Origin of the sequence: Paenibacillus sp. HGF5 (assembly GCF_000204455.1) — a bacterium.
In the GTDB taxonomy this organism is placed as follows: domain Bacteria; phylum Bacillota; class Bacilli; order Paenibacillales; family Paenibacillaceae; genus Paenibacillus_AQ; species Paenibacillus_AQ lautus_A.
In genome coordinates this window covers 79,894-106,849 of record NZ_AEXS01000009.1, presented here as the reverse complement: position 1 = coordinate 106,849, position 26,956 = coordinate 79,894, and the positions used below count along the sequence as shown (strand labels likewise).

Below are 26,956 nucleotides of genomic sequence, written 5' to 3'. Positions count from 1 at the left end.
CCGCTGTCCACCATATACACCGTTTCATCTCCCGCATGGATCCGGAATCCGTATGACAACCTTTTGTATTTGGGCCTGACTCCGCATTCCCAGTAATCAAACATGTCGTCAGAGGCGGCCTTTTCCATGGTGATCTCGAAGTACGTACGGTCCCAATCATATTTGTCGCCCGTCATGGCAACAACTGAATCAATGTCGTTCTTCTTGGTTCGAATCCGAAGATGAATGGTATGTGTATCGTAAGCATAAGCCCATTTATCTCTAGGAACATGATACAGCGCTTCTAACAGCATGGTTACACCTCCTATATGAGTAAAGCTATAGCTAATTAATAACCAGCTGCTGGCTTGCCTGAATCATGCGGTGAATGAGACAGGCGGCTTGCAATGTAGATGGACCGAAATCTTGCGCTTCTATAAGATGGGAAGGCAGCCGATAGATTATGCATCGTCCGTAAAGTGTTCCATTCTTATATTCCATATCTTTAAATTCCTATTTTGGATAATTCTAAAGTCCTGTGTTTACATTTTAATGCAGGGAGATGAGAAGCTTGCGGATAGGATGTAAGCTAAACATTAATTTCCATTATTATTGGGATTGAATGAATTCAAACCCGCTTGATTATTTTAATAATTAGTTATAATCCACAGACTGACTGAATCATATGTTACATGATCATTCTAAGGGTATGATGATTTGACCGTTGTATTAAAATAGTGGAATGACATACTACAAGCTGATCTTGCCTGTAAGTTACAAATTGAAAACCATCAATTTTCATTGCATATTCATGCATCCTGTTTTATAATGACTCAGTTGCTTTTTTTTCTAAAGATTTAATCTATTTGTAATAGTTAGGGGAGAAACGAGACGTATGAAACGTAAATTTACAGCGTGGATGACCCTGTTCATGGTGGTCGTGCTGTCTTTCGGCAGCCTCGTCCATGCGGAGGGCGAGAAGAAAACGGTGATTCTTGGCACCAGTGCCGACTATGCACCATATGAGTTCCATAAAACGATAGATGGCGTGGATACCATCGTCGGATTTGATATCGATATCGCGAAGGAAATCGCCAAGGATCTTGGCGCAGAGCTCATCATCAAGGATACGTCCTTTGATGCGCTCTTGCCAGAGCTGACGAGCGGCCGCGTGGATTTCGTCATATCGGGCATGAATCCAACGGAAGACCGCCGAAAAAGCATTGATTTCTCGGAGCCTTATTACGCTGCGGAACAATCGGTCGTCGTCCGCAAGGAAGACGCCCAGAAATTCAATACGCTTGAAAGCCTGGAAGGAGCCCGGATCGGGGTTCAGAAAAGCTCCATTCAGGAGTCCATCGCAAAAACGATACCGAATGCCAATGTAGTATCGCTTGATAAAATCCCGGATTTGCTGCTGCAGCTGGAATCCGAGCGCGTGGACGTCGTCCTTGCGGAGTATCCGATCGCAAAGACCAACATGAATGAAGCGACCATGGTCATCACGGATGCCAAGCCGACGGCGGAGAACGACACATATGCCATCGGGGTTCGCAAAGGAAACGAAGAGCTGCTTGGCAGCATTAATGCTACGCTCGAGCGTTTAAAAGAAAATAACCAGATCCAGAAATTTGTCGACGATGCCAGCGATCTGGCTGCAGGACGAACGGCAGAGAATCTGAATACCTTTGAATTTTTCTGGAAATATCGCGACTATTATGCCAAAGGGATTCAATTTACGTTGCTTATTTCGGCCCTCGGCGTGTTATTCGGATTCATTCTCGGATTGATTATCGCATTAATGCGGATGTCCGGCGTAAAAATCCTTAAGTTTTTGGCTACCGCATATATTGAAATCATCCGCGGCACGCCGATGCTGGTCCAGCTGTTTATTATCCATTACAGCTTGGCGGCGTTTGATATTAAATTCTCACCGATCCAGTCGGGTATTTTAACGCTCTCCATCAACAGCGCTGCCTATTTGGCCGAAATATTCCGGGCAGGCATTCAAGGCGTAGACCGCGGACAGCTGGAAGCGGCCCGTTCACTCGGGATGACGAAGGGCAAGGCGATGCGTCATATCATTTTGCCGCAGGCGCTGAAAGGGGTACTCCCTGCGATCGGTAACGAATTCGTTGTCATTATCAAGGAATCGTCCATCGTATCGTTCATCGGTGTATTCGATATTATGTACCAAGCTCAGATTTTGCGCGGTTCAACCTTTGCCCCGCTGAATCCGCTGCTTGTGGCGGCCATGATCTACTTTATTCTGACATTCGTTCTCTCGAAGCTTCTGGGTGTCTGGGAAAGGAAGTTGAGTGCAAGTGATAACCGTTAAGGATCTTCATAAATCGTTTGGCAAGCTGGAAATACTGAAGGGCATTGACATCGAGATTGCAAAAGGAGAAGTGGTGGTTGTCATCGGACCTAGCGGCTCCGGTAAAAGTACCTTTTTACGCTGTCTCAATTTGCTTGAAGTGCCGACCAGCGGCGAAATATCGTTCGAGGGTGAGCTGATCACCGCCAAGAATCACAATATCAATGCTACCCGCGAGAAAATGGGCATGGTGTTTCAGCAGTTTAACCTGTTTCCGCACAAGAAGGTCATCGAGAATATTACGCTTGCTCCTATTCAGGTGAAGGGGGTCTCGGCGAAGGAAGCCGAGGCTACTGCAGACGAGCTGCTGAAATCGGTTGGACTGCAGGACAAGAAGGAGTCTTATCCTTCCCAGCTGTCCGGCGGACAGAAGCAGAGAATTGCCATTGCGCGAGCACTCGCGATGCAGCCCCATGTCATGCTGTTTGACGAGCCGACCTCCGCACTCGATCCCGAGATGGTGGGCGAGGTTTTGGAAGTGATGAAGAAGCTTGCCGAAGGCGGAATGACGATGGTCATCGTGACCCATGAGATGGGCTTCGCCCGCGAAGTGGGAGATCGGATCCTGTTCATGGACGGCGGCAATATCGTGGAGGAAGGCACGCCGGACCAACTGTTCGGCAATCCGACCCATCCCCGTACGCAAGAGTTTTTAAGCAAGGTGTTGTAACTTTTTCATCTGGAATGTAACAAATTAAAAACAGCGCCTAGCCTGGTGTTTCAGGCAGCGGCGCTGTTTTTCTTTGTGTGTTGGTAACAATTGCTTGCGGTATAGGTTACAAAATTGTGATATATTCATGTTCGTTGACATACTACATCCGATTTACCAAGCTACATATTAAGGGAGGCATCTTTAGATGTTACAACAAATGAAATCTTGGACAAGAAATCGTGGACTTAACAAAAATAATAAGATCGCTGGAAGAACAGCCAAATGGTTTACCATTACAGCCGTGGCACTCGGACTGACTTTTGCCGGAGGCGGACTGCAAGCACATGCAAGCTCCGTGCATGTTGCCAAGAACGGCGATACGTTCTACTTCTTGTCCAAACAGTACGGCGTTAACATGGACAAGCTGATGAAAGCTAACCCAACAATTAAGGCAACGAATATTTACCAGGGGCTCAAAATCAACATACCAGGGACGGTATCGATGAACTCGGCGGCATCCGCGGCGCCCATCGCTCCAGGAAACTCCGGTTTCACGCCAAGCTTGAATGTTATCCCGCAGAATAACGTAGTCGAAGCATGGGGCAAGACGTTTAATTACAGCAAAACTTTGTCCGTTAAAGCTACAGCGTATTCCTCTGCTGCAAGCGAGAACGGCGGTTGGGGCGCGGTTGACTATTTCGGGAATTCCCTTAAGCTTGGCACCATCGCCGTTGATCCCAAGGTAATTCCGCTCGGTACCAAGGTGCTTGTAACAGGACATGAGCATCCAGGACTGCCTAAAAAGGCATTTGTAGCAGAGGCACGTGATATCGGCGGAGCCATAAAAGGGAATAAGATTGATATCTTCATCCCAGGCTCCCAATCATCCGTAAATCAATTCGGGATCCAGGATATCAAATTGTTCATTATCGATTAATTCATATATTATCAGGAATCGTAAAGACGGCTTCACTGGTCAACTTCCAGTCAGCCGTCTTTTTGGCGTTCAAACAGGCACTATCGTGATTCCGGCACGTTTAACATATCCGGAAGCGTCACGAAGCTGTACCCCTTGTTTCGCAGCTCCGCTATGATGTCGGGGAGCGCTTCAATAGTACCGGATAGATTGGATCCCACGCCGCCTCCGGCATGCTGGAGAATGATCGAGCCGGGACCGACCGCAGATAAAATATTGCTTTTGACATCTTCCTTTTGCAGTCCCTTCCAATCGAGGGAATCGACATTCCAATTCACGACCTTGTACCCGTTTTTACGAGCCCATTGAAGCTGTTCTTCATTAATATCGCCATAAGGAGGACGGATCAGCCGCGGGTGGACGCCGGTCAGCGACTTCAAAATCGTGTTGGTACGCTCAATTTGGCTTTTGAATTTCTCCAGGCTCAGCTTGTTCAGTTGGGCGTGATTGTAAGAGTGATTCCCAATGGCATGTCCTTCTTCATGGATGCGTTTCATGAGCTCAGGGTGTTTCTTGGCACGGTCTCCTACTGCAAAAAAGGTGGCCTTCACCTGCTGTTCTTTCAGCACATCGAGTACTTTTCCGGTAAATCGGGGGTCCGGTACATCATCAAAGGTAAGCGCCACCTGTTTGACCCGTGGTCCGCTTGCGCGAAACGTGTCCGGGTATTTTCTCAGCAATTGGCTTAAAGACGGCGCGCCGTCTGATGGTTTGCTCTTATTTCGCTTCGAATGATCCATGACTTGGCCGGACTCCGACATGACGGAAGCATCCTGAGGTTGTTGTGACAGATTATGTAAAGCGGACGCGTTTGCCGGGATGCCCGGCACAACGATAAAGAATGAAAGGATCCACAGCAGGCAGATTCCTGCGCGGCATCTTTTGAACATCACGATCGGCCCCTTTAGCTTTTTAGTATGGTATGCCCAGTTGGATAAACAATTATCCTCAATATGGGAATTCGACGGTTTTTAGTTTTCCCTCGGAAAGGTGTATAATAACCCCTAACAGATTTTATTACATCTTAATCATTTGGATGTGGAAGGAGATAATCGCTTGGCTGACTTGTTTACACCCTACAATTTCAAGAATTTGACCCTCAAGAACCGCATTGTTATGCCACCGATGTGTCAATATTCCGTAAAGGCCGGGGACGGGATTCCGAATGATTGGCATTTTGTGCATTACGTCAGCCGTGCCGTGGGAGGCACTGGCTTAATTATTGTGGAAATGACAGGCGTTCACCCGGACGGACGCATAACGAATCAGGATACCGGGATCTGGGACGACAATCAAATTCCTGCCTATCGCCGTATTGTCGAAGCCGTGCATTCTTATGGAACCAAGATTGGTATCCAGCTCGGCCATGCCGGCCGAAAGGCGCAGGATGCCGAGCCGTCGGTTGCCCCGTCGGCAATCCCGTTCAGTTCCCATTACAAAATGCCGAAGGCACTCTCCACTGCCGAAGTGGAAGATCTCATTCAGGCCTTCAGGGAAGGAGCTCGCCGGGCCGTTGAAGCTGGATTCGACACGGTTGAGATTCATGGCGCGCATGGTTACCTGATCCATCAGTTTCATTCGCCGCTGACGAATCAACGCAGTGACGAATATGGCCAAGACCTCCCCCTGTTCGGTGAACGGGTTGTCCAGGCCGTTAAGGAAGTGCTGCCCGAAGGCATGCCGATCATCATGCGGGTGTCTGCTAAAGAATATGTGGACGGCGGTTATGATGTGCAGTACTGCGCTGAAATCTGCAAACGATACCGGGATGCCGGGGTCGATATTTTTCATATCTCCTCCGGAGGAGAAGGGGTCGTCGGTTCCAATGGCGGTCCGGAAGCGAAGCCGGGTTATCAGGTCGATCTGGCTGCGGAGTTCAAACAACTGCTGAAGGTCCCCGTGATTGCGGTAGGGCTGCTTGATGATTACAATGTCGCCCAAGAGGTGGTCTTGTCGGGCAAGGCGGATATGGTGGCGATTGGAAGGGGCATGCTGCGGGATCCGTACTGGGCGGTTCATGCTGCCAAAGCGCTTGATGAAGAACAGAAAGTTCCGAAGCAGTATGAACGTGGATATTAAAAATCGGTGCGTGTTCAAAATTCGGATTTCACCACCGATAAGGTGATCCAAAGATGACTTTTTGAACAACCTCTAAAAAAATTTTGAAACCGTTTGGGATCATGCAACGTAAACATTTAACATATACCAGTATTTTAAAGCGAAAGCGAGAGGAAGAGAACGATGTCCATATTTAAAAGATTGCGTGACTTGACCATGTCCAATATTAACGCCATTATCGACAAGGCTGAAGACCCGATCAAGATGACGGACCAGTACATCCGCGACATGACCGAAGACCTTGAGGATGCCGAGAAAGCGGTAGCTGCCCAAATCGCCATCGAGAAACGCTTCAAAGCCCTTTATGAGGAGCAAGCTGCTCTCGTGGAAAAACGCACGCAGCAGGCTCATACGGCAGCGCAGGCGCAAAACGTTGAGCTTGCCCGCCGTGCGCTGGAAGAGAAGAAGGCAGCTGAAGCCAAGCGCGACGAGTACAAAGCAAGCTACGATCAGAACAAGCTGGCAGCCGACAACCTGCGCGGCAAGCTGGAGGAAATGCGCAAGCAGCTTACAGCGATGAAGAACAAGCGCGAGACGCTGGTTGCCCGTTATAATGCGGCTAAAGCGCAAACCGAGATCAACAAAGCAATGAACGGTTTCGGGTCTGACACGGCTTCGGCCGGGTTGAAGCGGATGGAAGAAAAGATGCTGGCCATGGAAGCGCGTGCCGAAGCAAGCAACGAGATGTCGACGCGCGAGAAATCCCTCGATGAAGAGTTCGAGAACCTCGGCAAGGACAAAGCCGTTGAGGATGAGCTTGCAGCCTTGATGAAGCAATACGAGAACAAGTAATCCGGGTCTGGTGGTCTGACAGGTAAATAGTATCGATGGCGAGGGAGACGCAGCAGGGCTGAATACTACTGTGCTTCTCCTTCGCTTTTGTTTGATACCGGATATATACGGGATTACCCCATTAAGGCTGTCTATCTTCATTTGAAGCAGTCTGATCGGGGCATTGATATGTATGTTGAATGTGTGGAGGCTTAGAGATGGATTTTGATATGATCTTGCGTGTATTGCTTTGGACGGCTGTCGGTGGGCTGCTGTTGTTTGTATTGATGTTCGTGGATTCCCTGTTCACGAAATATAACGATCTTGAAGAAGTGAAAGCAGGTAACATGGCGGTAACCACAAGGCTGATCCTCAAGCTGGTCGCCCAAGGGTATATTTTATCCGTGTCGATCGGAACGTCCTATCACCTGCTGGAGGCGATTGTGGTATCGGTCGTTTCGTTTATCATATTGTTTGTTCTCGAAGCGTTGACAGAGCTCATGCTGCGCAATTTCGGCAAGCTGAACCTGGATAAGGGAACCCGCGAGGGCAAAACCGGTTACGGTTTGTTTGCAGGATCGCTGCATGTGGTCGGAGCGTTAATTATTACCGCTTGCTTATAGAACGCATAATGGAGATAGGGGATTAGGAAAGATGAGTATGTGGAAAAGAATCAGCAATTTATTTAGCAAGCCCGAGCCGCCCAAGGTAGAGAAGAGCATGCTGCAGCTGGCTCCGGGCGATATTTGCGAAGTGTCTCTGGTTACTTACGAAGTCACGGGCCGCGTGCACAATCGAGGCCGCAACGCGGTCGTCCTGACGCTTCAGGATGGCAGCACCATTGCTTATCTTCACATCGAAGAACGCGAGACGGTTCAATATGCACTCTATGCGCCCATCGATGGACGCCTGGATTCGCCGGATGAGGTGCCGTCCATCATCGATCTGGACGATCATGTGTTTCATTTGGAAGAGGAATACGGTGGACATGTATCGATATCCGGCCGTACTGCATTTATGCAAAGCGGGGAGCAGCATGTATGGCAGTACCAATCGGATGATTACAAGCTGCTGCGAATCGAATGGCAGAATGGACGGTTTATGCTCTATGAAGGCGAGAAAGTGATACCGGGGGACGTAAGGGTTATCCGGGCGACTTAGGAGTGGTGGCATGAAGGAACGCTCTTTTTTATCTGTAAAAATCATACTGGTACTGAGTCTGTTCGTATCTTTATTAAGCGGATGCGGAGCGCCGAATATCAAGGATACGTATCCGCTGGAGTCCGTCAATCGGGACGGAAATGCAACATCCTATGTGTATCGGGCAGCTGATAAAAGCGTTCCCGAAGTGGCGGGCGAGCTCATGGCGGCGAATACGCCGGATCAATCGTCTCCTGAGGATACGGAGCGGATGTTCTTGGTGTATGGCGATGAGTATTACCATTTGCAGCAGGATCCCCAGAAGCCGGCCGATACGCTGATCGAAATCGATTCCAAGGAATATGTTCAGCGCAATTACGATTCCAGTTTCCTGCAGGGATACTTGACCGCCGTCCTTATCGGGAATTTGTTTGATTCGATGGGCGGCGGGGGCTATCGCGGCTATACCAGCAAAGATGTGTATAAACCGGCTCAAGGGAACTATAAAAAGCCGACAAGCCAAGATAAGAAGATCGCTCCGCCGTTGACGGTTGACCGGAGCGGGAAAATTACGCGGCGCGGTCAGGATACGGTCGGCACGGGCGGAAGCCTGTTCAGACGGAATCCGGATTCAAGCGGTGACCGCGGCTCGATCAAACGCGGCGAAAGCGGCGGAAGTTTGTTCGATTCGCCGAAGAAATCGTACAAGAAGCCCAAGACCCGGATCGGATCCGGTAAGATTTCCCGAAGGGGCCGAAGGTAAAACAATACGCTTTATGCGCATGGTCTAAGGGCCATGCGTTTTTTAATGTTTCGAAACGAAAATATACAACCTTCAGATACGTACAAGCGATTTCTTGGAGATCAGCCGCTCGGTTTGAAGATTGCTCAGAATGTAGTACAGTAAGATTATCAGTCTGGGATATAGTCAGAAAGCGAGGAATGCGTTGTGAAAGATCATGAACCGATATCGCCCAAGAAACCAAACCATAAATTCGATCGGCGTGCACTACAGGTATCAGACGCGCAAGCGTTAGCAACTTCTTATGCGGATTGCGGCCAGGAGGAGCTTATTCGGCTGCAGGACAGCGATGGCCGGGTGCTTGCATCCGATGTCGTCGCTCCTCACCCGTTCCCGGCTTTTGCCCGTTCGGGCATGGACGGTTATGCGGTGTCGTCAGCCGATTTGGCGCCATGCGATCAGGGGGAAAAGGTTTGGCTTGAGGTCGTCGACCATATCCCGTGCGGATATGTCTCTTCCGTGCGGATAGTACAAGGCAAGGCTTCCCGTATCATGACGGGCGCCCAGGTGCCCGAAGGCGCAGACGCTGTCGTGATGCTTGAAGCGACGGAGCTTCGCGTGGAGGATGCCGTAACCTATGTAGGCTTTAAGCGTTCCATCGAGAAGGGAAAGAATATTACCCCTCTCGGGTTTGAACTCCAGGAAGGCGATATGATTCTCCGCCGAGGGACACGCATCGGGCCGGGAGAGATTTCGGTCCTGGCTACGTTTGGCATACATAAGGTTGGAGTGTATCGTCAGCCGATCGTGGGAATCTTCTCGACGGGCACCGAGCTGCTCGACATAACCGAGCCGCTTGAGCCCGGTAAAATCCGTAACAGCAACACCTATATGCTTGCATCGCAAATTCGGGAAGCGGGCGGCGTTCCGGTGATCATGGAGGCCATTCCCGATCATATCGAGCTTGCCCGTCAGAAGGTGGAGGAAGCGCTCCGGGATTATGACATCGTGGTTACGACAGGAGGCGTCTCCGTAGGCGATTACGATATTATGGGGGAGCTGGTGACATCCGGCGGATTGGACATGCTGTTTAATAAAGTCACGATGCGTCCGGGCAGCGTGACAACCGCGGCGGTGAAGGAGGGGAAGCTGCTCTTCGCGCTCTCCGGTAATCCGGGGGCATGCTTTGTCGGATTTCTGTTGTTTGTCAGACCTTCGATTCGAAAAATGCTGGGCATGGAGCAGTTGTATTTAACCGAATGGACAGCCGAGCTGGGTTCGGATTATGCAAAGGTGAATAATTTTACCCGTTTTGTCAGGGGCAGCCTCCAAGTGGTAAACGGCAAACTTGTAGCCACGCCCGCCACCCTGGATGAATCAAGTGTCATGATCACGATCAAGGACAGCGACTGTTTGATTGTTATACCGCCAGAGCTTAGAGGAGCGGTTAAAGGCCAAGCCGTGCAGGTGCTCGTTCTTCCAGGGGTCTGGTCATGAAGGTCTTCCAGTTCTGCGGGTATAAGAACAGCGGCAAAACCACGCTCATTGCGGCTCTGATTCCACAATTGAAACGACAGGGCATCAGGATAGCCGTCATCAAGCATGATGGGCATGGCTTTGATATGGACCGCGAAGGGACGGATACGTACAAATTCCGCGAGGCCGGAGCCGAGGGGATTGCCATTGCCTCGCCGGGCCGGACGGCCATGCTGAGGGAAACGGAGCTGGACCTTGATACGTTGATACATATGTACACTGATTATGACATGGTGCTGGTCGAAGGGTATAAGACGATGCCTTACCCGAAACTGGTACTGCTGCGGGGAATGGAGGACAGGGGGCTGCTGGATCAGGTCGAGGAGATCCGGGGCATCGTCGTGAATCCCGACATGCTAAAGGAACCGCCCGGCCTGCAGGAGATTCAGCATCGGCTGGCGGTTCCCTTGTTTACTTGGAATGAGACGGAGCGGATCGCGTCGCTTATACTATCACTGTAAAAAACTATAATTACTCGTCGGTACGCCGCTCAATCGCCTCGGACATCGTTTTGTCCGTCAAATGGGCATACACTTCGGTCGTTTCGGTCGAAGCGTGCCCCAATTGTTCTTTCGTTTTATATATGTCATTTTGAAGATAGTAATCCGTTGCAAACGAGTGCCGCAGCTTGTGCACGGTCAGGGACGGCTTGCCAAAACGCTTGGCGTATTTGATGATCATTGCCTGAATCGCCCGTTTCGTCATGCGCTGTCCTTCATTCTGGCCGTTGCGCAGCGCGACGAAGAGAGCTTTTTCTTTTTTCGGCACCTTGTAGCGGGTCTGCCGCAGCTGCAGATAATGCTCGAGATCGTCTTTGGCCTGCGCCCGGAAGTAGACCGGGGTTTTAAAGGTTTCATCGTTATTGCCCTTACGATACACATGCAGCATTTTATTGTTCAGGTCGATGTCCGCAAGATTCAAGTTGACCACTTCGGATACGCGAAGACCGGAGTTTAGAATAAGGCTGGCAATGCAGGCATCTCGGACTTTGTTCTGTTCATGCGCATAGAGAGCCTGTTTGTTCTTCTCCACATCATGCCCGTATCCTTCGTGAATGTAAGTAATGAAATCCTGAAGCTCTTCTTCTTCCAGTATTTTTCCTTTCAACTTGGCAGCCGTATCTTTGGGCTTGTGAATTCGTTTGATCTCCACTTTGGCCATGATGTTGCGTTTAAGGAGCGGGTAAAAATCCTCATCCTCCGCAATCTGGCTTAAATAATGGAACAGGGAGCGAAGCGATGACAGCTTGCGGGAAACCGTGATTCGGGAATTGGTGCCTTCCCGGCGCGTGGTCAAATATAATCGGTAACCTGTGATGCTGTCCATGCGCAGCGTCTCCAGCTCTAGCAGCGTCACGTCCCGGTTAGAGGCGGCTTGTGACAGCCCTTCCGACCGGAGCCAATTGAAAAACGTTTCATAGTCCCTTACATATTCGAGCAGGGTGGAGGGGGAGAGATCCGGAAGTTTGTAGTCGATAAATTGCTGCACAAACCAAGGCATGGCCGGCGCTTTCTCATCGAGTCTAGCGCGGTCGATATCTTTTTGTATATTCATGTTCCACCTCGAATGATTGTCTTTATAGCGAAAATCGCTGTCATTATCTACTAGTGTAACATATGGAAAGTCCGTCGTGCTTAATGCTTCAAACGATCGTTCTCCTCGATCCGATGGCCGCTTGTGTTTCAACGTAGACGGATATTATGATGAAGATGGGAAGCATTTAATATGATAGTGAAATGCCTAGGGAGGCGGCAGCATGATTTCAGAACGAGCGGAGCGCATGGGAATTGAGCTGGTTCCCAAACGGAAGCAAGCCGTTATCGTAAACTTGATGCAATTGTACTTGTACGATTTTACTAAATATCTGGATATCTCGGTGAACGATCAAGGATTGTTTTTACCCTATCCCGATCTCGATGAGTTCTGGAAAAAGCGGGAACGGAAATATCCGTTTCTGATTACGTTTGATCAACGGCCGGCCGGTTTTGCCTTGATCGAGCGTATGGACAACGCCGCGGAAGCCGACTATTACATGACGGAATTTTTCGTAATGCAAAAATACAGACGTACGGGATTGGGGACTTGGGCCGCGACCTGGCTGTTCGATCAATTCCAGGGACGCTGGAAGGTGACGCAGGTCAGCAGCAATATACCGGCCCAGGCTTTCTGGCGAAAAGTCATCGAGTCCTATACGGGCGGGCGTTATGAGGAATACGTGGACCCGGTTCGTCATAATCCTTCGCAGTACTTCAATTCCTAGTAAGTCAACATGAAATCAACCATGACGTGTTTCAACTGAATACCTGAGCTGTTTGCATATCTATAACTTGGAGGGATTCGAATGTATTTGCCCAGCTTTAATCTGGAAGGAAAAAAAGCCTTTGTAACAGGGGCAGGGCGGGGAATCGGGCGCGCGATAGCCGTAGGCTTGGCGGAGGCCGGATGCGACGTTGGTCTGATGTCCCGTACCCGAAGCGATCTAGAGGAGACCGCGGGTCTGATTGCCGGCTTGAAGAAAGGTCAAGCCTATGTGCTGCCGGGCGATCTTACGATTCGGGAAGAGATGGAGGCGGCGATCCGCGAATTTGTGGACCAGGCGGGGCAAATCGATATATTAGTGAACAATGCCGGCATGAACATTCGTACGCCGGCGCTGGAAGTGACCGATGACGAATGGGACTTAATCGTGCAGACCAATTTGAAATCGGCGTTTGTCGCATCTCAAACCGCTGCCCGTTATATGAAGGAGCAGGGGAATGGAAGAATCATCAACATTTCTTCCGTCGGCGGCCATACCGCCCTACGCACGGGCGTTGTCTATGGATCGACCAAGGCCGCTCTAATCCATATGACCAAGGTGCTGGCGATGGAGTGGGCGCAGTATGGAATCCAGGTTAACGCCGTAGGGCCTTGGTATTTCCGGACGCCGCTGACCGAGAAGCTGCTGAATGACGACACTTACATGCAGGCTATCCTGGACCGGACGCCGCTAAAACGCGTAGGAAACCTGGAAGAAGTGGTGGGGCCCGTCGTTTTCCTGGCTTCCGAAGCCGCCAATTACATGACCGGGCAAACGCTGCTGGTTGACGGCGGGCTTAGCATTTATGGATTTTGATAGGTTTTTTTTCATGCATGCAGGTGCTTGAATCCTTTGGCAATTGTATCGGAACAAAGCTTTCAAGATTATCCATATCGGGTAATGAAGAATGGTAATCATAGGGAGGAGAGTGAAGGACGATGGAACGTAGAACATTTGGACGGACGGATATGCAGGTCAGCGTATTGGGATTCGGCGGAGCCGAGATCGGCAAGTCGGATCAGAAGACGGTTGACCGGCTGCTGCACAGCGCGATTGACGCAGGCCTTAACATGATTGATACCGCGGAATGTTACGGCCACAGCGAGGAATTGATCGGCAAAGCGCTGTCGGGCCGCAGGGATGATTATTATCTGTTTACGAAATGCGGGCACGCCTCCGGACTGGACTACCCGGATTGGGATCCGGTAATGCTTGAGCAGAGCATTGACCGGAGCTTGAAGCGGCTGCAGGTGGACCACGTTGATGTCATTCACCTTCACAGCTGCTCTGAGGAAATGCTGCGGCAGGGCGCCGTGATCGAGGTGCTGAAAAAAGCAAAAGAGCAGGGGAAAACGCGGTATATCGGCTACAGCGGCGATTCGACGGATGCACTGTACGCCCTTCAAACCGGCGCATTCGACAGCTTTGAAACTTCGCTGAACATTGCGGACCAGGAGGCAATCGACCTCACGATTCCGCTTGCCATGAAGCAGGGAATAGGGGTTATTGCCAAACGTCCCGTAGCCAACGTAGCCTGGAAGCATGAAACATTAAGCGAACGGGACTATGCCTATCCTTACTGGGTTCGGCTCGGCGAGCTGAACTACGATTTCCTCTCTGACGTTCAGCAAGGCGTTGAGACGGCATTACGGTTCACCCTGAGCACGCCGGGCGTAGCGACGGCCATCGTAGGTACGGCAAATCCAGACCGTTGGGGGCAAAATGCCGCACTGCTCGAGAAAGGGAAATTGCCGGAGGAGGTTTACGAATCCATCCGCGGCCGCTGGAGAGAGGTTGCCGGATCCGACTGGGTGGGTAAGGTGTAGATCGCGGCTTGCTTAGAACCTGAGATTCAGACCGAATAGAGTAAGAGGTTTGCGCCTTAAATACCGTTTTGGTATCCCGGAAGAGCTTGTCAAGATTTCTTGACAAGCTCTTTTGCCGTGATGAGAGTGCGGATGCCGCGCCTCGGCAGATCGATTAAGACAAAGTGGAATGATGTTTCCGGAGAAGGCCGGCCATTGCGAGTGGCGGGTCTTTTTTTGTTGAATAAAAGAGCATGAGCGTTTGGATGGTGAATAATTATATTGTTTCAACATATGAAAAATTCATAATAGAGAAATACCAATCACTTTCGTTTCTCTTGCCGCTCCGATGTTCCCGCTTAACTATGGTTTAACCTAGCACAATGACATGGCCTAAAAAGTAGAGCTAGGGTGCGAAGAAAAGTTGACATGGAAATATTTCCCCCTGCTAAAGATGAATGTCCCCCTTTGAAAGCAATAGGGCTTGGAATAAAATTCTGGTAGACAGCAAGTGTCTACATCAGGTTCTGAAAACATACTTAGGGGGATTAGAAATGAAAAGGACTTCCATGTTACTCATGAGTGTCATGCTGCTGCTCTCCATGTTCCTCGCAGCCTGCGGAAACAGCGGTGGCACGAACACTCCTGCCGCTGAAGGAGATACGCCGAAAACGGAACAACTCCGCCAGCGGAAGAAAAGAAGGATGAAGCCGCTCCGGTTTCGCTTCGCGTGTTCTCGACCTTCGGAGGAACTGACGCAGCTCGCGAAGCCTTCCAGGCCGCGTTGGATGAATTCACGAAAGAGCATCCAAACGTAAAAATTGATAACGACACCATGTCAGCAAATGATGACGGTTTCAGAACGAAAGTCAACACCGATATGAACAGCGGCAACGAGCCAGACCTGTTGTTCTACTTCATCGGGGCTGACGCAGAAGGGTTCGTCAATGCCGGCAAAGTCGTTCCGCTGAACGAAATTCTCGACGCTGACGCTGACTGGAAGAACGGATTCATTCCTGATGCGCTTGAGCTTGCGAAGCAGAAAGACGGCAACATTTACGCTGCACCTTTGACCGGGTTCTACGAAGGTTTGTTCGTTAACAAAAAAATCTTCGAAGAAAACGGTCTGGAGCTCCCAACCGATTGGGCGAAGCTGACCACCGCCGTTAAGGCATTGGCAGCAAAAGGCATTATTCCTTTGTCCGTACCGTTTGACCAATCGCACTACCTGATTGAGCATACCATTTTGTCTGCGGCTGGCCCTGAAGGACAAAATAAAGGCCTGCTCGATGGCATCGATCCAAACTGGGAAAAAGCTTATGCCGCTATGAAAGAATTGTATGATCTCGGCGCATTCCCTAAAGATGCCGCAACAATCGACCTGAGTATGTCCGGCAACTATTACAGCGAAGGCCTGGCAGCCATGACCATCGAAGGATCCTGGGCCATCGGCGGCTGGAGCGACGATACTCGCGATAATTCCACGGTTGTGCCATTCCCGACGGTTCCTGGCGGCGTGGGCAGCGGCAATGATATCGTAGGCGGATTCGGTTCCGGCTTCTACCTCTCCAAAGCCACTTATGACGATGCAGCCAAAAAAGAAACAGCCATCGCTTTGCTGAAACACCTGACTTCCCCGGCGTCCATTCAAAAAATCGCTTCGGCTAACGGCGGTACACCTGCTGCTGACGTTGAAGTGACGGGATTGCCGCAAGTCGCACTCGACGGCTTCGCTATGGCAGCAAAAGCAGCCTCCATCAGCGCACCTGTTGACAGTAAAGTTTCGCAAGAAACGTTCGGCAACCTTCGTGCCAGCGTTCAGCCTGTAGTAGAAGGCAAGAAAACGCCTACTCAAGCGATCGAAGAAGCGAAGAAAACCGAGGATGCCAACAAAAAATAGTTGTTATCAGAAACGGTAGAAATAAAAGTGACGTACGCCGCCCCTCTGCTTTCATTCGGGCGGCGTAGTCATTTCGGCATGGACGATGAAGAAAAATAAACATCAAGGGTGATTAATATGAAGGGTGATCGCAAGTACATTGTGCTGTTTTTATTACCCGCAGCAGCCATCATGACAATCTTTCTATATTATCCGTTCTTTAAGAGTTTGTATCTCAGCTTTTATCGCACAAGCGGCTTTTTCGACAAAAAGTTTGTGGGCTGGGCTAATTATGAGAGACTCGTTACGGATAAGCTGCTTGGCGCTGCAACGCTGCACACGCTGGAAATTATGCTCTATGTTATCGTGTTCCAGGTGGGAATTGCGCTAGTGCTGGCCGTCCTGGTAGATAACATATCCAAGCTGAAAGGGTTCTATCGAACCGTATTCTTCTTCCCGGTGGTTATATCCGGTACGGCTATTTCTTTGTTGTTTGTGCTCTTCTACAACTACAACTTCGGATTGCTGAACAACTTGCTGGCGAATTTCAACATCGAGAAGGTATTGTGGCTGGATGCGAAAAATGCGCTTAAAGCGGTATCGATCCCAACGGTATGGCATTATGTGGGCTTTTATTTCGTTCTGTTCTTGACCGCCATGTCCAAAATACCTTCGGATTATTATGAAGCTGCAAAATTGGAAGGAATCACGGGCCTCAAAAAAACAACGATGCTTACAATTCCGCTTATCATGAGTGACATCAAGGTCGTCATTACCCTTGCCATTACGGGTACGTTGAAGGTGTTCGAGTTCATCTGGGTCATCACAAGCGGCCAGAACGGAACCGAGGTGCTGGGGACGTACATGTACAAAAAGGCCATGGTGGACCAGAACTTTGGTTACGGATCGGCGGTTGCGATATACATGGTGGTCTTTGGCGTGCTGCTTGCGTTGATAGCCAACCGTTTGTTGAAAAGAGACGAGATTACATACTAAGCATTATAGGGGTGTACTGTTATGGAGCCAACCATCGTCGTTGAACACAAAACTCAGCGCGTTAGGAAGCGTCGGTTTAGTCTAGGCACCACGTTGATGTACGTGATTTTGACAGCGTGGTCCTTAACAACCATCTATCCGTTATTCTGGATCGTGAACAACTCGTTCAAAGTATCCCGCGATGTGATGAATAATTCCTTTGGCATCGCCTGGGAACCGGTGTTTGTTAACTATCAGAACGCATTTGACCGCATTAATATCGGAAGAAGTTATATCAATAGTTTGGTGATGTCCTTCAGCACCGTATTCTTGGTATTATTGCTTGGAGGATTAGCTGCTTACGTGTTGTCCAGGTTCAACTTTCGAGGAAAGCGAACCATTTATTCCATTTTGTATGCGACGCTGCTGATTCCTGCGTTTGCAACCGTGGTTCCGGTCTATGAGCTGCTTATCAAAACCAGTCTGGTCAATACATACTGGGGTTTGATTTTTCCGCAAACGGCAGGCAATCTGACGTTTGCGACCTTGGTTATTGCCGGTTACATGGCAACCATTCCGAAAGAGCTTGAAGAAGCGGCATTCATGGACGGCTGCAACCGGTGGCAGATGTTTGTGAAGATCTTCGTTCCGATCTCTCAGCCCGTATTCGCGTCGGCAAGCATCTTCGTATTTATGTGGTCGTATAACGATTTGTTCTCGGCATTGATTTTTGTGAACAAAGAGAATGTCCGTCCAATCGTTGCCTTGCTCAATGAGATCAGCTCGCAATACGGAACGGACTTTGGATTGATGGCGACGGCAGTATCATTGACGGTTATTCCGGTTCTGATTGTATATCTGTTTATCTCGAAATATATCCAGAAAGGTCTGACCGAGGGAGCCGTCAAAGGTTAAGGAAACGGCGAACTCAACGAATAGGCAAGTCAAGAGGGGACATGAAGTCGCCTGTTTGACTTGCCTATTCGTTGTTAGGTTTCATACGAGTATTAAACTTCAGAGAGCGTGATCGGTAAATTATGGCGAGGTGAGATTATACTCGATCAAGCGGGAGAAGCCGTCTTCTCCATGGCCGGCATGGATTGCTTTTTGGGCAATTGCTTTTGCTGCGATTAAGACGCTGCTATCAATTCCATGATGTTCGGCAGCGTGGATAATGTGCTCCATGCTCGTTACATTCGAGATCAGGTTGGAACTGTCCCCAGGGTAAACGCCCCGATCCGCATCATGCGCCATATAGGTCATGATATCCGGCATAATGCGAATGATATTGTGCGCATAAGGGGCGATGTCTTCCGCAGCGATGTTCTCCGCCCGTGCAATGGCCAGCGCGTGTACATAACCGCTCATGGCTGTCCAGAACACATCTAACAGCGCCACATCATATGCCGCTGCACGACCCGGATCCTCGCCCAGGAACGAAGCGGTTCCGCCCAGGCTGGCGAGTATACTCTGACGGCTGCGATAGACGTCTTCGGGCCCGCTGTACAAAATGACGGCCGAAGGCTCCCCAATCGTAGGTATCGGCGTCATAATGGCACCATCGATGTAGTCAATTCCGTTGTGGAAAGCCCATTCCGCCATTTCCCGCGCACGTTCAGGTACGTCGGCTGTCAGGTTTATAAGCGTTTTTCCTTTCAAAGCACTTGTCTCAGAAGACAGAACGGCGTTCACTGCATCATAGTTGAGTACGCAGATGATAATAAGCTGACTGGCAAGCACCGCATCCTTAACGGACGGAGCCAGCACGGCACCTTGCTTTACCAGCGAGTCAGCCTTTGCCGATGTCCGGTTCCACACCGTTGTGGAATGGCCGCTCCTGATAAATGCACCGGCCAGTGCCTGCCCCATGGGTCCGAGCCCCAGCACCGTTACGGCGGTTTGGCTGCCGTTTGCCGGCGTTTGACGAGTTTCAGTTTCAAGCATTTGATCTTGAAGTTGTTTCGACGGTTTCATTGTATACCTCCTTAAGGATTAGCTTCGAATACAGTGTAGACCTTGACATTAATGTCAAGGTCAACGGTTTGTTTATAAACATAGAGGAAAGAATAATATTTCAACATATGAAAAATTCACAAAAGTAGTAGTAACTCGTTCTACCATCAGTGGAGCATGCTAACGGCTGAAACCGAACTTATATACAAACGAAAGAGGAAAAAGTATTTAAACTAACTAAAATAAAGTTGTTGACAATAACATAGTTAAATGTTAATTTGTATATACAAATGAGAGGTGGCTGGATATGAACATCGATGATTCCATTTTAAGCTCGTGCCTGTTTTTTACGTCAAATCGGTTTGCACGTTCCATGACTAAGATGGCGGAGGATGCATTTGCAAAAGCCGGCTTATCCCCAACGTACTCCTATGTGCTGGTGGTGATCCATCAATATCCCGGAATTACGCAGAAAGAGCTTAGCGATAAATTGTCGATTGCTCCATCCACAAGCACCCGATTCATTGATAAGCTGGAGGAGAAACTTCTGGTAAAGCGCAAATCCGAATGGAAAGAAACGCATATTTTCTTGACGGATGAGGGGATGGCGTTATACCAGGAGCTGAACCAATATTTTGAAAAGTTATACGGAGAGTATGTCACCCTCTTGGGGAAGGAGCATAGCGAACAGTTAGCGAAACTTCTCCATGAATCCAGCGAATTGCTGAAAAGGGGAATGTAGCCTCTGTCTTTTTTACCACTCATTTGCACATACAATTGATAAAGGAGAGATTCGAAATGCAGATTGGTATTATCGGTGCGACAGGGAAAGCGGGAAGTCTGATTCTCAAGGAGGCACAAGCACGCGGCCATGAAGTAACGGCGATCGTGCGTGATGCATCCAGAATCTCCGATTCCAGCATAAACATTTTGGAGAAGAACGTGCTGGATCTGACAGGTGCCGACCTTCAGCGGTTCGACGTTGTCGTGAATGCATTTGGCGCGGCTCCTGGGCAGGAGACTCAATATGTGGAAGTAGGCCGGGTGCTGATACAAGCACTAAAAGGCACGGATACCAGACTGTTTGTTGTCGGAGGAGCGGGCAGCTTGTTTGTGGACGAAGCCAAGACGCTTCGACTTTTAGAAACCCCCGATTTTCCGAAAGAATATTATCCGACGGCATTCCATGCCGGCGAGAATTTGAAGGACCTGGAACAAACTTCGGATGTAAAATGGACGTATCTGAGCCCGGCAGCGTTCTTTAATCCGGAAGGTCGGCGGACAGGCAGTTATCAGGAGGGCAAAGATCACGTCATTGGCAATGCTAGCGGTAAAAGCTATGTCAGCTATGCCGATTACGTCATTGCGGTGCTCGATGAGCTTGAGCAGCCTAAACATCTCAACGAGCGCTATACGGTCGTATCCGAGGCTTAACAGGCCCGGGCATGCGGCCTTCATATAGATCCTGGAATAAGCTGGTTTCGTAACTGAAATCAGCTTATTCCTTTTTGATTATGTTATTTCAACATATGAAAAATTCACAATAGTAAACACCTCAAGGTATATCTAGCTACATCCCCTTAAACACAACCCGACCACTTACAAAGCGGCTATGATAAAGGTTTAAACAAGGAAAAACCCCATTACGATATCGCAAATTTAGGCATCTATAAGTACTAGATAAGATGGGTCAAAACAACCTGCAAACAAAGGATATTGCATGCAGGTTGTGATGAACGGTGCTTCTGTTGGCTGTCCTTGTCGTTACCCGTTTGATCTCACAAGAAACGAATATTGATATCACGCAGGCGGCCGGGAGACATTTTCGGCATCTTAATTTGAAGCGTAGGCTGTCTATAGGTCGCAACGGATTGCGCAGGCAGAATGGGGACGGGTAAAGATATGGTTTGGTGTTGTTCTTTTGGCAAGCCGTTGATTTTGATCTGCGTCCGGTTTAGCTGAATCCATAAATTTTCCGGATGGATGCGTTTAGGCACATAACATTTCACGATCAGAAAGTTATGAGTATCTAACGTTTCATAGCGAAGCGAGTGCGGGTCGGGAAGAATTTCATTTCCGGCAGTCGCTTTTCGTATCGTATCCTTTACATAATCCTCAATGATCGTCGGATCCAGCTGATAATCCTCATTGAGATGATTCAGATCCTTAAATGGAAAGGAATTGTTGTTAAAGAAAGAGTCCTGTGTCAACCAGTCCGGCTTTTTAGATCTTGAGCTCACGATAATCCCTCCTACGTTCTTTGCTTCCAGTGTATGGGCGAAAGAATGTTATAGTGACATCTGGGCATCCGACCACATAGAATAAATCAAGCGGACGATTATGAACAAAGAGGTGGAATTGTGGTTTCAATTATCGGCAATATGAAAATCGTAAACGTGGGCCCCAGTTCTACGGTATTGGTTGGAAATACAGGAGTCATCGATTTAAACAGCACGACAAAAGCTTATTCCGGCGCCAACTCGTTCACCACCGGTGACAGTATTGGTACGAATATAACAAATAACCAAGCCAACAGTACGAATACATTCGATCCGGACCTTATTGATTCGCCTAATGCTTAATTAAGGTTGTGAGCCCCAGTGAATCTAACGGTACATCAATGCATTAATATACAGCAGCTTCGGGTTGACGCGGTGACCAATTCCTCGGTGCTTCAGATAGGAACCGCAGGTGAGATTCGCGCATTATCCAATATATATAACACCGGCGGTTTTACGGGCCCTGCTCCGGAGTTCGAGCCTTCGAATAATATGGCCCCCCTGGTTCCGTTACCTGCGCCGATTGAAGATCTATATCGGCCAGAATGAGGCTCATATCATACGCATACAATCATTAGGGAGCGGGGGGGAGATGCTATGTATCAATACCATATCCAGCAATTGTTCCATTGCCTTCAATCCCAGGCGGAGCAGCTTAACAGAATGGAACAAATGCTAAAGGAAATGCGTAATGAAATAAATCAATTACAGCAGGGCAACCAAAAGTCGACGGATCACGTCGAATATAATTTTGATTTATTGAAAATCGAAAAATTGGAAGGAACCTTAAACATTGGACTGACACCCTCAGATGGGAAGTCTCTGGGGGATATCACCGTCAATGGCCAGTCGGCAGAACAATTCCAGGCGGGAGCTGCCGGAAGAGATCTATACTCAAACATACATCAGCAGGTATCAAGCCACTTGGAGCATGCGGTGCCGGCGCGGCTCGAGCAAATGATTCCTCAGTCCAATCACGAACTTGGAGATCAATATGCTTCGGTGATGATAGAAGATATCCGAAAACAACTCGGAGATCGTATCAACGTTTACTTACAGCAATACCAAACGAACAGCACCGCAATGAATCCGGGTGATGTTGAACAAACGATCGCAAATCAAATGAAAAAAGAAATCGATACGGCAGTCGAGCATCATCTTCATCATTTGCAACAAGGAAAGAGGAATACGAATGAAAATGACGGTCATCAATAAAGAGCTCCGGGTTGGTTCGATCCGTATTACGGCGATCTCCAGCTCATCCGTGCTGTTGATCGGAGATACCCGGGTTATTAATAGCAGTTCCATCTACGACACTCCTTCCGAATCCCTGCAGATCACCCCGCTCGTTCCGTTATCGCCGGGTACCGCACCATGAAGCGCCATGTACTCGTTGATAACGTATATATCATCAATATCTCTAATAGTTCGGCATGCATTTGCGGCGAATCGGGACATATCGATGCCTATACCCGAGCATTGGCGATTCAACGTCAAGTTCCGGTTTTTTTTGAGGACGAAGGCAATTATGAGGACTATCCGATTTTTTCGAGATCCATACCTGCATGGCAGCTTCCGTCAGAAGTAGACTTAGACGTTATACATGACCATAAAACGATTCATGTGGGTTGCCTGGACGTGATAGCGACAGCGTCTGCATCGGTTGTGCAGGTAGGTTCGAACGATACGATGGAATTGGAATCAAGGGTGAAGGCGATCAGGCACTTTATTACGGATGCGCCCCAAGAATTAAAGGATTATAAAGGCGTCATTGTCAGAAAGAGCCCACTATAGCGTGGCAAAGAAACAGGAGGAGCTTCATAAGCTCCTCCTGTTTTTTTGCGGTCTGCAGATTATTCTCCTTGCTGGTGGGCAGCCTCGTCTTTAATCTCTTCCCGGAAGCCGGAAATACTCTTTTCGCGACGAGCATTGCGGTCTTGAATCTGTTCTTTCTCGCTTGCGGGAATCTCATCCCCGAACTCCTGAAGATAATCTTCCGCCTCACGGAAGTTCTCGATCGTGTTTTGGACGGCCTGCTGCAAATGTTCGACATTGTCTTCGCGATTATCAGGTTTAGCCATGAAAGTTCACCTCCTTGTATGTAATGACTTGCTCATTCGCACACCTCAAAAGTCTTCCATAATAGAAACATCCTTATGCATCTGAGAATGACGCTATCAAAAAAGCTACAGTATTGTAAATTTTGCAAGCCGGTTCTTTACATTTCCGTAGGATGTAATATGTTATAATGTCGAAAAAGCAGACTTGCCGGCATGACATCGAATAAGAGGAGGAAGAATTCTTGATATCTAGACGTTTTATATTCTGGCTCGGTATGCTGATGATGATTGTATTCACGTTAGCAGCCTGTACCTCAGAACCGATAAAACAACAACAGCAAACTTCTACTGTAGAAGACCCTCCTGAATCGATTGAAGATGAAGAAGAAGGTCAGACTATCACACTAGTAACGCCGGATACGGCCATGAAAGCACCTGAGGAAAAAAGCAAATATCAGATACATACACGGTTGACGGATTTCCATCTGCTCAGTGAGTCAACGGGGATTGCTTGGGGGATCACGAACACAGAACTGCGTCTCTATCAAACCCAAGATTACGGTGAGACTTGGGTTGATATCTCTCCATCATCCAATGTCCAATTCGTTGACAAGCTGGAGTATGGGAAAGACATCGTGTTCACGGATAAAAATCATGGTTGGATTATACGAAACAAACAGAGATCGGCCGAAACGATCCTGCTCAATACGACCGACGGTGGCGCCAGCTGGAAGCTCTCTTCGCTTCCGGAGACGGGAGTCGTCACGGCAATGTCCTTCGTTTCATCCCAGCAGGGATGGATTATGGCAAAAGGCGATCTCTCCCGGGGATCGGAAGAGAAGTCGCTGTTTCACACCAGCAATAATGGCGGATTATGGGATGAGATTATGCAGAATACGGAGTATCCAACATCCCGAATTCCGGGAAGCGTCATTCCGCGAACCGGATCCGTCATCGGATTAACGTTCACGGATTCGCTTGTCGGGTTTGCGACCATCCGTGAAATGCAATCTTCCAAGTTGTATATAACACGTGACGGAGGACAGAAGTGGAAGTCTTCCGGCCAAGTATTCAAAAGCAAGCTGCTGGATGCGTGCGGTTCCGTTTTTGCCGGGACGCCCAAGTATCTGGGCAAAGGCGGTAGCGGAAGCGAGATGTATATACCGGTTACCTGCGTGAAGGAAGATCAGGCGAACTATTTGGGTTACTTTACGGCCGATACGGGGAAGTCATGGAATTTGGTGTCGTTCCCCATGACGGGAAATAGCGGGAAGGGAACCATCCAGCCTGTCTTCCGTCGTCTGCATGACGGATGGAGAATGGTGAACGGCATCGTCTATCATACGAGCGACATGGGCAAGACCTGGACGCCATTCCCTAGAAGCAAGCTGCTGTCCGATAATCTTGCAAAATATCCAAATGTGGTCAAATTGCAATTCACATCGTCGGATGTCGGCTGGATGCTGATTGAAACGACGGACAAAAACCGATCGCGCCTGATGAAAAGCAGTGACGGCGGCGTAACCTGGCAGGGGTTGTAATACCGGCTAATAGCATACAAGCAGGATCTGATTCGCCAATCGAAAACGCTCTCGATGACGAAGGCTTTATCGGCTAAAACCAACGGTTCCGATAAAGCCTTTATAAACACAAAGAATTGTGAAATAAATCACAAACAATATTCAACCTGTATGCTACTATAAAGATGTAATCAGGTACGTCAAAATGTTTGGAAGGGGACGATCCTCATGCATACCGATCAAATGACGATAAATTTCCTTCGCTTGTGCTACCATTGCGATGATGCATGTTTATGTCAGACGGAGGAGCAATGCCTGGCTTGCTGGAATGAGCAGGACATGACACCGCAGGACCATGAAATGACGGGACAAGAAGAAACGATGAAATGGATGAGATTGGCTTACGATTAAGCGGGTATGAACAACATGAAGACCATGAATGGATCAGGGCGTTATAAGGTTCCATGAAGAAGCTGATAACTGGCAAAGTGCCGGCATCAGCTTTTTTTGACGCTCCCAGAAAGGGACAAGTTCTTTAAAATTTCAATCAAACTTTCCATGATGTAGGAGTTAAATTGTCCGACATAAAGCATATACATATTTCAAGACAAGGTGGAGGGGGGAGCCGTATGGGATCGGGGTCAGATTGGATGTTCGATTTTTTCGGCAGCGTTATGCCCGTGTTTTTCATCGTCGTCATCGGGATCATTTTGCTGTCGGCCGGTAAGGGAATCCTGCAATGGAGTCAGAATAACCGACAGCCTTTGCTAGCGGTCGATTCCAAAATTGTGAGCAAGCGAACGGAAGTGAAACATACACAGCAGACGGATGATACGATGTCGAGCCGTACTCGTACCACCTATTATTTGACATTCGAAGTGGAGAGCGGAGATCGCATGGAATTTGCCGTAAACGGCGAGGAATTCGGCATGTGCGCGGAAGGGGACGAGGGACTGCTTCGTTTTCAGGGAACCCGGTACTACGGATTCGTCAGGCACCCCAGAGCGCATCTTCACGTGGTCCGGGGTTATGAACAGCCTAAATAAGAGGCTGGTTCATTTTATGACGCCTTCTCCTGTGGTATATAATGTAGGAGAAGGAGGAGCTGCCTATGAAATTTCAGGATAAAACGGTCGTGATAACGGGCGCTGCGAACGGGATAGGCCGGGGATTGGCTGAGGCTTATGCGGCTAGCGGAGCTCGAGTGATAGTAAGCGATGTTCATGAAGAGCAGGGCAATCTGACGGCAAACACCTTGAAGGATCAAGGATTTCATGCCGTCTTCATCCCCTGCGATGTGAGGAAGGAAGAAGAGATTAAACGCCTGATGGACCAAGCGGACCAATATGGGGGCACCATCGATATCTTAATAAACAACGCTGGGGTCTCCCGATGGAAATCACCATATGAGCTTACGGTTGAAGAATGGGACGACGTAATCAACACGAACGCCAGAAGCTGTTTTTTGGCTACCCGCGAGGCTGCCGCATATATGAAAAAGAGTGGGAATGGCGGGGCTGTCGTCAATATATCCTCCACGCGTTCCATCATGTCCGAGCCGAATTCGGAAGCTTATGCGGCTTCCAAGGGAGCCATCGTTGCGTTGAGCCATGCCATGGCCGTTAGTCTGGGGCCCGATGGAATTCGGGTAAATTGCATAAGTCCGGGCTGGATTGAAACCGGGGATTATGAAGTGCTTCGATCCGAGGACCATAAGCAGCACCCTGCGGGTCGGGTCGGGATTCCGGCCGATATCGCCAAAGCCTGCTTTTATTTTACCGATCCGGAGAATGACTTTGTAACAGGGTCCCATCTGGTGGTGGACGGCGGCATGACCCGCAAAATGATATATGAACCTTAACTTGTTGCATAGATAAAATAAAAAAGGATCGTCC

The 26,956-nt window shown here is 49.0% G+C and carries 34 protein-coding genes; 28 read left to right on the top strand and 6 right to left on the bottom strand.

Annotated features, from left to right (window positions below; all coding sequences use genetic code 11):
• Positions 1–293, bottom strand: a 293-nt coding sequence (locus HMPREF9412_RS01425; RefSeq protein WP_009589442.1) for an alpha amylase N-terminal ig-like domain-containing protein, incomplete at its 3' end; no start/stop codon positions are given.
• 581 nt (positions 294–874) lie between these two features.
• Here HMPREF9412_RS01425 and HMPREF9412_RS01420 point away from each other — a divergent pair.
• The 3 genes from HMPREF9412_RS01420 to HMPREF9412_RS01410 all read left to right on the top strand — a co-directional run bounded on the left by HMPREF9412_RS01420 (position 875) and on the right by HMPREF9412_RS01410 (position 3,945).
• Complete coding sequence (locus HMPREF9412_RS01420) at positions 875–2,317, top strand: ABC transporter substrate-binding protein/permease (RefSeq protein WP_009589441.1); 1,443 nt, start codon at positions 875–877, stop codon at positions 2,315–2,317.
• On the top strand, positions 2,304–3,026 hold the full coding sequence (locus HMPREF9412_RS01415; RefSeq protein ID WP_009589439.1) for an amino acid ABC transporter ATP-binding protein: 723 nt from the start codon (positions 2,304–2,306) through the stop codon (positions 3,024–3,026). Before HMPREF9412_RS01420 ends, HMPREF9412_RS01415 begins: the two co-directional genes overlap by 14 nt.
• A gap of 187 nt (positions 3,027–3,213) precedes the next feature.
• Positions 3,214–3,945 carry a 3D domain-containing protein gene (locus HMPREF9412_RS01410; protein ID WP_009589366.1) on the top strand — a complete coding sequence of 244 codons (732 nt, stop codon included), beginning with the start codon at positions 3,214–3,216 and terminating at the stop codon, positions 3,943–3,945.
• Between the two features lie 80 nt (positions 3,946–4,025).
• Here HMPREF9412_RS01410 and HMPREF9412_RS01405 read toward each other — a convergent pair whose 3' ends face one another.
• Positions 4,026–4,874 carry a polysaccharide deacetylase family protein gene (locus tag HMPREF9412_RS01405; RefSeq protein WP_009589440.1) on the bottom strand — a complete coding sequence of 283 codons (849 nt, stop codon included), beginning with the start codon at positions 4,872–4,874 and terminating at the stop codon, positions 4,026–4,028.
• A 166-nt stretch (positions 4,875–5,040) separates the two neighbouring features.
• Here HMPREF9412_RS01405 and HMPREF9412_RS01400 point away from each other — a divergent pair, with 166 nt between their 5' ends.
• The 7 genes from HMPREF9412_RS01400 (at position 5,041) to mobB (ending at position 10,752) form a co-directional block, all read left to right on the top strand.
• Entirely contained in the window at positions 5,041–6,063 is a 1,023-nt protein-coding gene (locus tag HMPREF9412_RS01400; protein WP_009589410.1) for an NADH:flavin oxidoreductase/NADH oxidase, read from the top strand.
• A 162-nt stretch (positions 6,064–6,225) separates the two neighbouring features.
• Positions 6,226–6,894 (top strand): PspA/IM30 family protein, encoded by a 669-nt coding sequence (locus HMPREF9412_RS01395; protein ID WP_009589445.1) that lies wholly within the window; start codon positions 6,226–6,228, stop codon positions 6,892–6,894.
• Between the two features lie 197 nt (positions 6,895–7,091).
• On the top strand, positions 7,092–7,496 hold the full coding sequence (locus tag HMPREF9412_RS01390) for a DUF350 domain-containing protein (protein WP_009589371.1): 405 nt from the start codon (positions 7,092–7,094) through the stop codon (positions 7,494–7,496).
• A gap of 31 nt (positions 7,497–7,527) precedes the next feature.
• Complete coding sequence (locus HMPREF9412_RS01385; RefSeq protein WP_009589430.1) at positions 7,528–8,034, top strand: DUF4178 domain-containing protein; 507 nt, start codon at positions 7,528–7,530, stop codon at positions 8,032–8,034.
• 10 nt (positions 8,035–8,044) lie between these two features.
• A complete protein-coding gene (locus HMPREF9412_RS01380; protein WP_009589478.1) occupies positions 8,045–8,776 on the top strand; it encodes a DUF4247 domain-containing protein in 732 nt (243 codons plus the stop codon).
• Between the two features lie 186 nt (positions 8,777–8,962).
• Positions 8,963–10,252: a molybdopterin molybdotransferase MoeA gene (locus tag HMPREF9412_RS01375; protein WP_009589432.1), complete on the top strand. Its 1,290-nt coding sequence runs from the start codon at positions 8,963–8,965 to the stop codon at positions 10,250–10,252.
• Positions 10,249–10,752, top strand: coding sequence for a molybdopterin-guanine dinucleotide biosynthesis protein B (gene mobB / locus HMPREF9412_RS01370; RefSeq protein WP_009589367.1), 504 nt, complete (start codon positions 10,249–10,251; stop codon positions 10,750–10,752). The genes HMPREF9412_RS01375 and mobB overlap by 4 nt, the downstream gene beginning before the upstream one ends.
• Before the next feature lie 10 nt (positions 10,753–10,762).
• On the opposite strand, the gene xerS is transcribed toward mobB, so the two are convergent.
• Entirely contained in the window at positions 10,763–11,845 is a 1,083-nt protein-coding gene (gene xerS, locus HMPREF9412_RS01365) for a tyrosine recombinase XerS (RefSeq protein WP_009589376.1), read from the bottom strand.
• A gap of 202 nt (positions 11,846–12,047) precedes the next feature.
• On the opposite strand from xerS, the gene HMPREF9412_RS01360 reads away from it, so the two are divergent.
• The 7 genes from HMPREF9412_RS01360 to HMPREF9412_RS01335 all read left to right on the top strand — a co-directional run bounded on the left by HMPREF9412_RS01360 (position 12,048) and on the right by HMPREF9412_RS01335 (position 18,164).
• Entirely contained in the window at positions 12,048–12,551 is a 504-nt protein-coding gene (locus HMPREF9412_RS01360; protein WP_009589447.1) for a GNAT family N-acetyltransferase, read from the top strand.
• Positions 12,552–12,632: 81 nt separating this feature from the next.
• Entirely contained in the window at positions 12,633–13,406 is a 774-nt protein-coding gene (locus HMPREF9412_RS01355) for an SDR family NAD(P)-dependent oxidoreductase (protein ID WP_009589446.1), read from the top strand.
• Positions 13,407–13,528: 122 nt separating this feature from the next.
• Entirely contained in the window at positions 13,529–14,416 is an 888-nt protein-coding gene (locus HMPREF9412_RS01350; RefSeq protein WP_009589416.1) for an aldo/keto reductase, read from the top strand.
• A gap of 533 nt (positions 14,417–14,949) precedes the next feature.
• Positions 14,950–15,213 (top strand): hypothetical protein, encoded by a 264-nt coding sequence (locus tag HMPREF9412_RS33165; protein ID WP_254663977.1) that lies wholly within the window; start codon positions 14,950–14,952, stop codon positions 15,211–15,213.
• Positions 15,126–16,295 carry an ABC transporter substrate-binding protein gene (locus HMPREF9412_RS01345; protein WP_009589475.1) on the top strand — a complete coding sequence of 390 codons (1,170 nt, stop codon included), beginning with the start codon at positions 15,126–15,128 and terminating at the stop codon, positions 16,293–16,295. Before HMPREF9412_RS33165 ends, HMPREF9412_RS01345 begins: the two co-directional genes overlap by 88 nt.
• Before the next feature lie 117 nt (positions 16,296–16,412).
• Positions 16,413–17,270 (top strand): carbohydrate ABC transporter permease, encoded by an 858-nt coding sequence (locus tag HMPREF9412_RS01340; protein ID WP_009589479.1) that lies wholly within the window; start codon positions 16,413–16,415, stop codon positions 17,268–17,270.
• Positions 17,271–17,291: 21 nt separating this feature from the next.
• The gene (locus HMPREF9412_RS01335; RefSeq protein WP_009589480.1) at positions 17,292–18,164 is read left to right on the top strand and encodes a carbohydrate ABC transporter permease; all 873 of its coding nucleotides are present in this window, start codon (positions 17,292–17,294) and stop codon (positions 18,162–18,164) included.
• 120 nt (positions 18,165–18,284) lie between these two features.
• Here HMPREF9412_RS01335 and HMPREF9412_RS01330 read toward each other — a convergent pair whose 3' ends face one another.
• Entirely contained in the window at positions 18,285–19,223 is a 939-nt protein-coding gene (locus HMPREF9412_RS01330; protein WP_009589461.1) for an NAD(P)-dependent oxidoreductase, read from the bottom strand.
• Between the two features lie 286 nt (positions 19,224–19,509).
• Between HMPREF9412_RS01330 and HMPREF9412_RS01325 the strand changes: the two genes are divergently transcribed.
• On the top strand, positions 19,510–19,944 hold the full coding sequence (locus HMPREF9412_RS01325) for a MarR family winged helix-turn-helix transcriptional regulator (protein WP_009589444.1): 435 nt from the start codon (positions 19,510–19,512) through the stop codon (positions 19,942–19,944).
• Positions 19,945–20,000: 56 nt separating this feature from the next.
• Positions 20,001–20,636 (top strand): NAD(P)-dependent oxidoreductase, encoded by a 636-nt coding sequence (locus HMPREF9412_RS01320; RefSeq protein ID WP_009589468.1) that lies wholly within the window; start codon positions 20,001–20,003, stop codon positions 20,634–20,636.
• 344 nt (positions 20,637–20,980) lie between these two features.
• On the opposite strand, the gene HMPREF9412_RS01315 is transcribed toward HMPREF9412_RS01320, so the two are convergent.
• Positions 20,981–21,442 carry an Hsp20/alpha crystallin family protein gene (locus tag HMPREF9412_RS01315; protein ID WP_009589458.1) on the bottom strand — a complete coding sequence of 154 codons (462 nt, stop codon included), beginning with the start codon at positions 21,440–21,442 and terminating at the stop codon, positions 20,981–20,983.
• Positions 21,443–21,562: 120 nt separating this feature from the next.
• Between HMPREF9412_RS01315 and HMPREF9412_RS01310 the strand changes: the two genes are divergently transcribed.
• From HMPREF9412_RS01310 to HMPREF9412_RS01290, 5 genes are read left to right on the top strand one after another with little or no spacing between them, the layout of a single operon-like run.
• Positions 21,563–21,784 (top strand): spore germination protein, encoded by a 222-nt coding sequence (locus tag HMPREF9412_RS01310; RefSeq protein WP_009589476.1) that lies wholly within the window; start codon positions 21,563–21,565, stop codon positions 21,782–21,784.
• Between the two features lie 18 nt (positions 21,785–21,802).
• Positions 21,803–22,030: a spore germination protein GerPB gene (locus tag HMPREF9412_RS01305; protein WP_009589402.1), complete on the top strand. Its 228-nt coding sequence runs from the start codon at positions 21,803–21,805 to the stop codon at positions 22,028–22,030.
• Between the two features lie 48 nt (positions 22,031–22,078).
• Positions 22,079–22,696 (top strand): spore germination protein GerPC, encoded by a 618-nt coding sequence (gerPC, locus tag HMPREF9412_RS01300; protein ID WP_009589413.1) that lies wholly within the window; start codon positions 22,079–22,081, stop codon positions 22,694–22,696.
• Positions 22,674–22,859, top strand: a complete 186-nt coding sequence (locus HMPREF9412_RS01295) for a hypothetical protein (protein WP_036670963.1) — start codon at positions 22,674–22,676, stop codon at positions 22,857–22,859. Before gerPC ends, HMPREF9412_RS01295 begins: the two co-directional genes overlap by 23 nt.
• On the top strand, positions 22,856–23,275 hold the full coding sequence (locus tag HMPREF9412_RS01290; RefSeq protein ID WP_036670960.1) for a spore germination protein GerPE: 420 nt from the start codon (positions 22,856–22,858) through the stop codon (positions 23,273–23,275). The genes HMPREF9412_RS01295 and HMPREF9412_RS01290 overlap by 4 nt, the downstream gene beginning before the upstream one ends.
• Positions 23,276–23,334: 59 nt before the next feature.
• On the opposite strand, the gene tlp is transcribed toward HMPREF9412_RS01290, so the two are convergent.
• Positions 23,335–23,562, bottom strand: coding sequence for a small acid-soluble spore protein Tlp (gene tlp, locus HMPREF9412_RS01285; RefSeq protein ID WP_009589405.1), 228 nt, complete (start codon positions 23,560–23,562; stop codon positions 23,335–23,337).
• 221 nt (positions 23,563–23,783) lie between these two features.
• Here tlp and HMPREF9412_RS01280 point away from each other — a divergent pair, with 221 nt between their 5' ends.
• The 4 genes from HMPREF9412_RS01280 to HMPREF9412_RS01265 all read left to right on the top strand — a co-directional run bounded on the left by HMPREF9412_RS01280 (position 23,784) and on the right by HMPREF9412_RS01265 (position 26,922).
• Positions 23,784–25,082 (top strand): YCF48-related protein, encoded by a 1,299-nt coding sequence (locus HMPREF9412_RS01280; protein WP_009589407.1) that lies wholly within the window; start codon positions 23,784–23,786, stop codon positions 25,080–25,082.
• A 207-nt stretch (positions 25,083–25,289) separates the two neighbouring features.
• Entirely contained in the window at positions 25,290–25,472 is a 183-nt protein-coding gene (locus HMPREF9412_RS01275) for a hypothetical protein (RefSeq protein ID WP_009589477.1), read from the top strand.
• Between the two features lie 218 nt (positions 25,473–25,690).
• Complete coding sequence (locus HMPREF9412_RS01270) at positions 25,691–26,107, top strand: DUF2500 domain-containing protein (protein WP_009589448.1); 417 nt, start codon at positions 25,691–25,693, stop codon at positions 26,105–26,107.
• 65 nt (positions 26,108–26,172) lie between these two features.
• On the top strand, positions 26,173–26,922 hold the full coding sequence (locus HMPREF9412_RS01265) for an SDR family NAD(P)-dependent oxidoreductase (protein ID WP_009589470.1): 750 nt from the start codon (positions 26,173–26,175) through the stop codon (positions 26,920–26,922).
• Positions 26,923–26,956 lie beyond the last annotated feature (34 nt).

Excerpts from the sequence above, each read along its gene's own strand:
- HMPREF9412_RS01420 (WP_009589441.1), top strand. The coding sequence starts at position 875 with ATGAAACGTAAATTTACAGCGTGGATGACCCTGTTCATGGTGGTCGTG.
- HMPREF9412_RS01410 (WP_009589366.1), top strand. The coding sequence starts at position 3,214 with ATGTTACAACAAATGAAATCTTGGACAAGAAATCGTGGACTTAACAAA.
- HMPREF9412_RS01405 (WP_009589440.1), bottom strand. The coding sequence starts at position 4,874 with ATGTTCAAAAGATGCCGCGCAGGAATCTGCCTGCTGTGGATCCTTTCA.
- HMPREF9412_RS01395 (WP_009589445.1), top strand. The coding sequence starts at position 6,226 with ATGTCCATATTTAAAAGATTGCGTGACTTGACCATGTCCAATATTAAC.
- HMPREF9412_RS01390 (WP_009589371.1), top strand. The coding sequence starts at position 7,092 with ATGGATTTTGATATGATCTTGCGTGTATTGCTTTGGACGGCTGTCGGT.
- HMPREF9412_RS01385 (WP_009589430.1), top strand. The coding sequence starts at position 7,528 with ATGAGTATGTGGAAAAGAATCAGCAATTTATTTAGCAAGCCCGAGCCG.
- HMPREF9412_RS01380 (WP_009589478.1), top strand. The coding sequence starts at position 8,045 with ATGAAGGAACGCTCTTTTTTATCTGTAAAAATCATACTGGTACTGAGT.
- mobB (WP_009589367.1), top strand. The coding sequence starts at position 10,249 with ATGAAGGTCTTCCAGTTCTGCGGGTATAAGAACAGCGGCAAAACCACG.
- xerS (WP_009589376.1), bottom strand. The coding sequence starts at position 11,845 with ATGAATATACAAAAAGATATCGACCGCGCTAGACTCGATGAGAAAGCG.
- HMPREF9412_RS01360 (WP_009589447.1), top strand. The coding sequence starts at position 12,048 with ATGATTTCAGAACGAGCGGAGCGCATGGGAATTGAGCTGGTTCCCAAA.
- HMPREF9412_RS01355 (WP_009589446.1), top strand. The coding sequence starts at position 12,633 with ATGTATTTGCCCAGCTTTAATCTGGAAGGAAAAAAAGCCTTTGTAACA.
- HMPREF9412_RS01350 (WP_009589416.1), top strand. The coding sequence starts at position 13,529 with ATGGAACGTAGAACATTTGGACGGACGGATATGCAGGTCAGCGTATTG.
- HMPREF9412_RS33165 (WP_254663977.1), top strand. The coding sequence starts at position 14,950 with ATGAAAAGGACTTCCATGTTACTCATGAGTGTCATGCTGCTGCTCTCC.
- HMPREF9412_RS01340 (WP_009589479.1), top strand. The coding sequence starts at position 16,413 with ATGAAGGGTGATCGCAAGTACATTGTGCTGTTTTTATTACCCGCAGCA.
- HMPREF9412_RS01335 (WP_009589480.1), top strand. The coding sequence starts at position 17,292 with ATGGAGCCAACCATCGTCGTTGAACACAAAACTCAGCGCGTTAGGAAG.
- HMPREF9412_RS01330 (WP_009589461.1), bottom strand. The coding sequence starts at position 19,223 with ATGAAACCGTCGAAACAACTTCAAGATCAAATGCTTGAAACTGAAACT.
- HMPREF9412_RS01325 (WP_009589444.1), top strand. The coding sequence starts at position 19,510 with ATGAACATCGATGATTCCATTTTAAGCTCGTGCCTGTTTTTTACGTCA.
- HMPREF9412_RS01320 (WP_009589468.1), top strand. The coding sequence starts at position 20,001 with ATGCAGATTGGTATTATCGGTGCGACAGGGAAAGCGGGAAGTCTGATT.
- gerPC (WP_009589413.1), top strand. The coding sequence starts at position 22,079 with ATGTATCAATACCATATCCAGCAATTGTTCCATTGCCTTCAATCCCAG.
- HMPREF9412_RS01295 (WP_036670963.1), top strand. The coding sequence starts at position 22,674 with ATGAAAATGACGGTCATCAATAAAGAGCTCCGGGTTGGTTCGATCCGT.
- HMPREF9412_RS01290 (WP_036670960.1), top strand. The coding sequence starts at position 22,856 with ATGAAGCGCCATGTACTCGTTGATAACGTATATATCATCAATATCTCT.
- tlp (WP_009589405.1), bottom strand. The coding sequence starts at position 23,562 with ATGGCTAAACCTGATAATCGCGAAGACAATGTCGAACATTTGCAGCAG.
- HMPREF9412_RS01275 (WP_009589477.1), top strand. The coding sequence starts at position 25,290 with ATGCATACCGATCAAATGACGATAAATTTCCTTCGCTTGTGCTACCAT.
- HMPREF9412_RS01270 (WP_009589448.1), top strand. The coding sequence starts at position 25,691 with ATGGGATCGGGGTCAGATTGGATGTTCGATTTTTTCGGCAGCGTTATG.
- HMPREF9412_RS01265 (WP_009589470.1), top strand. The coding sequence starts at position 26,173 with ATGAAATTTCAGGATAAAACGGTCGTGATAACGGGCGCTGCGAACGGG.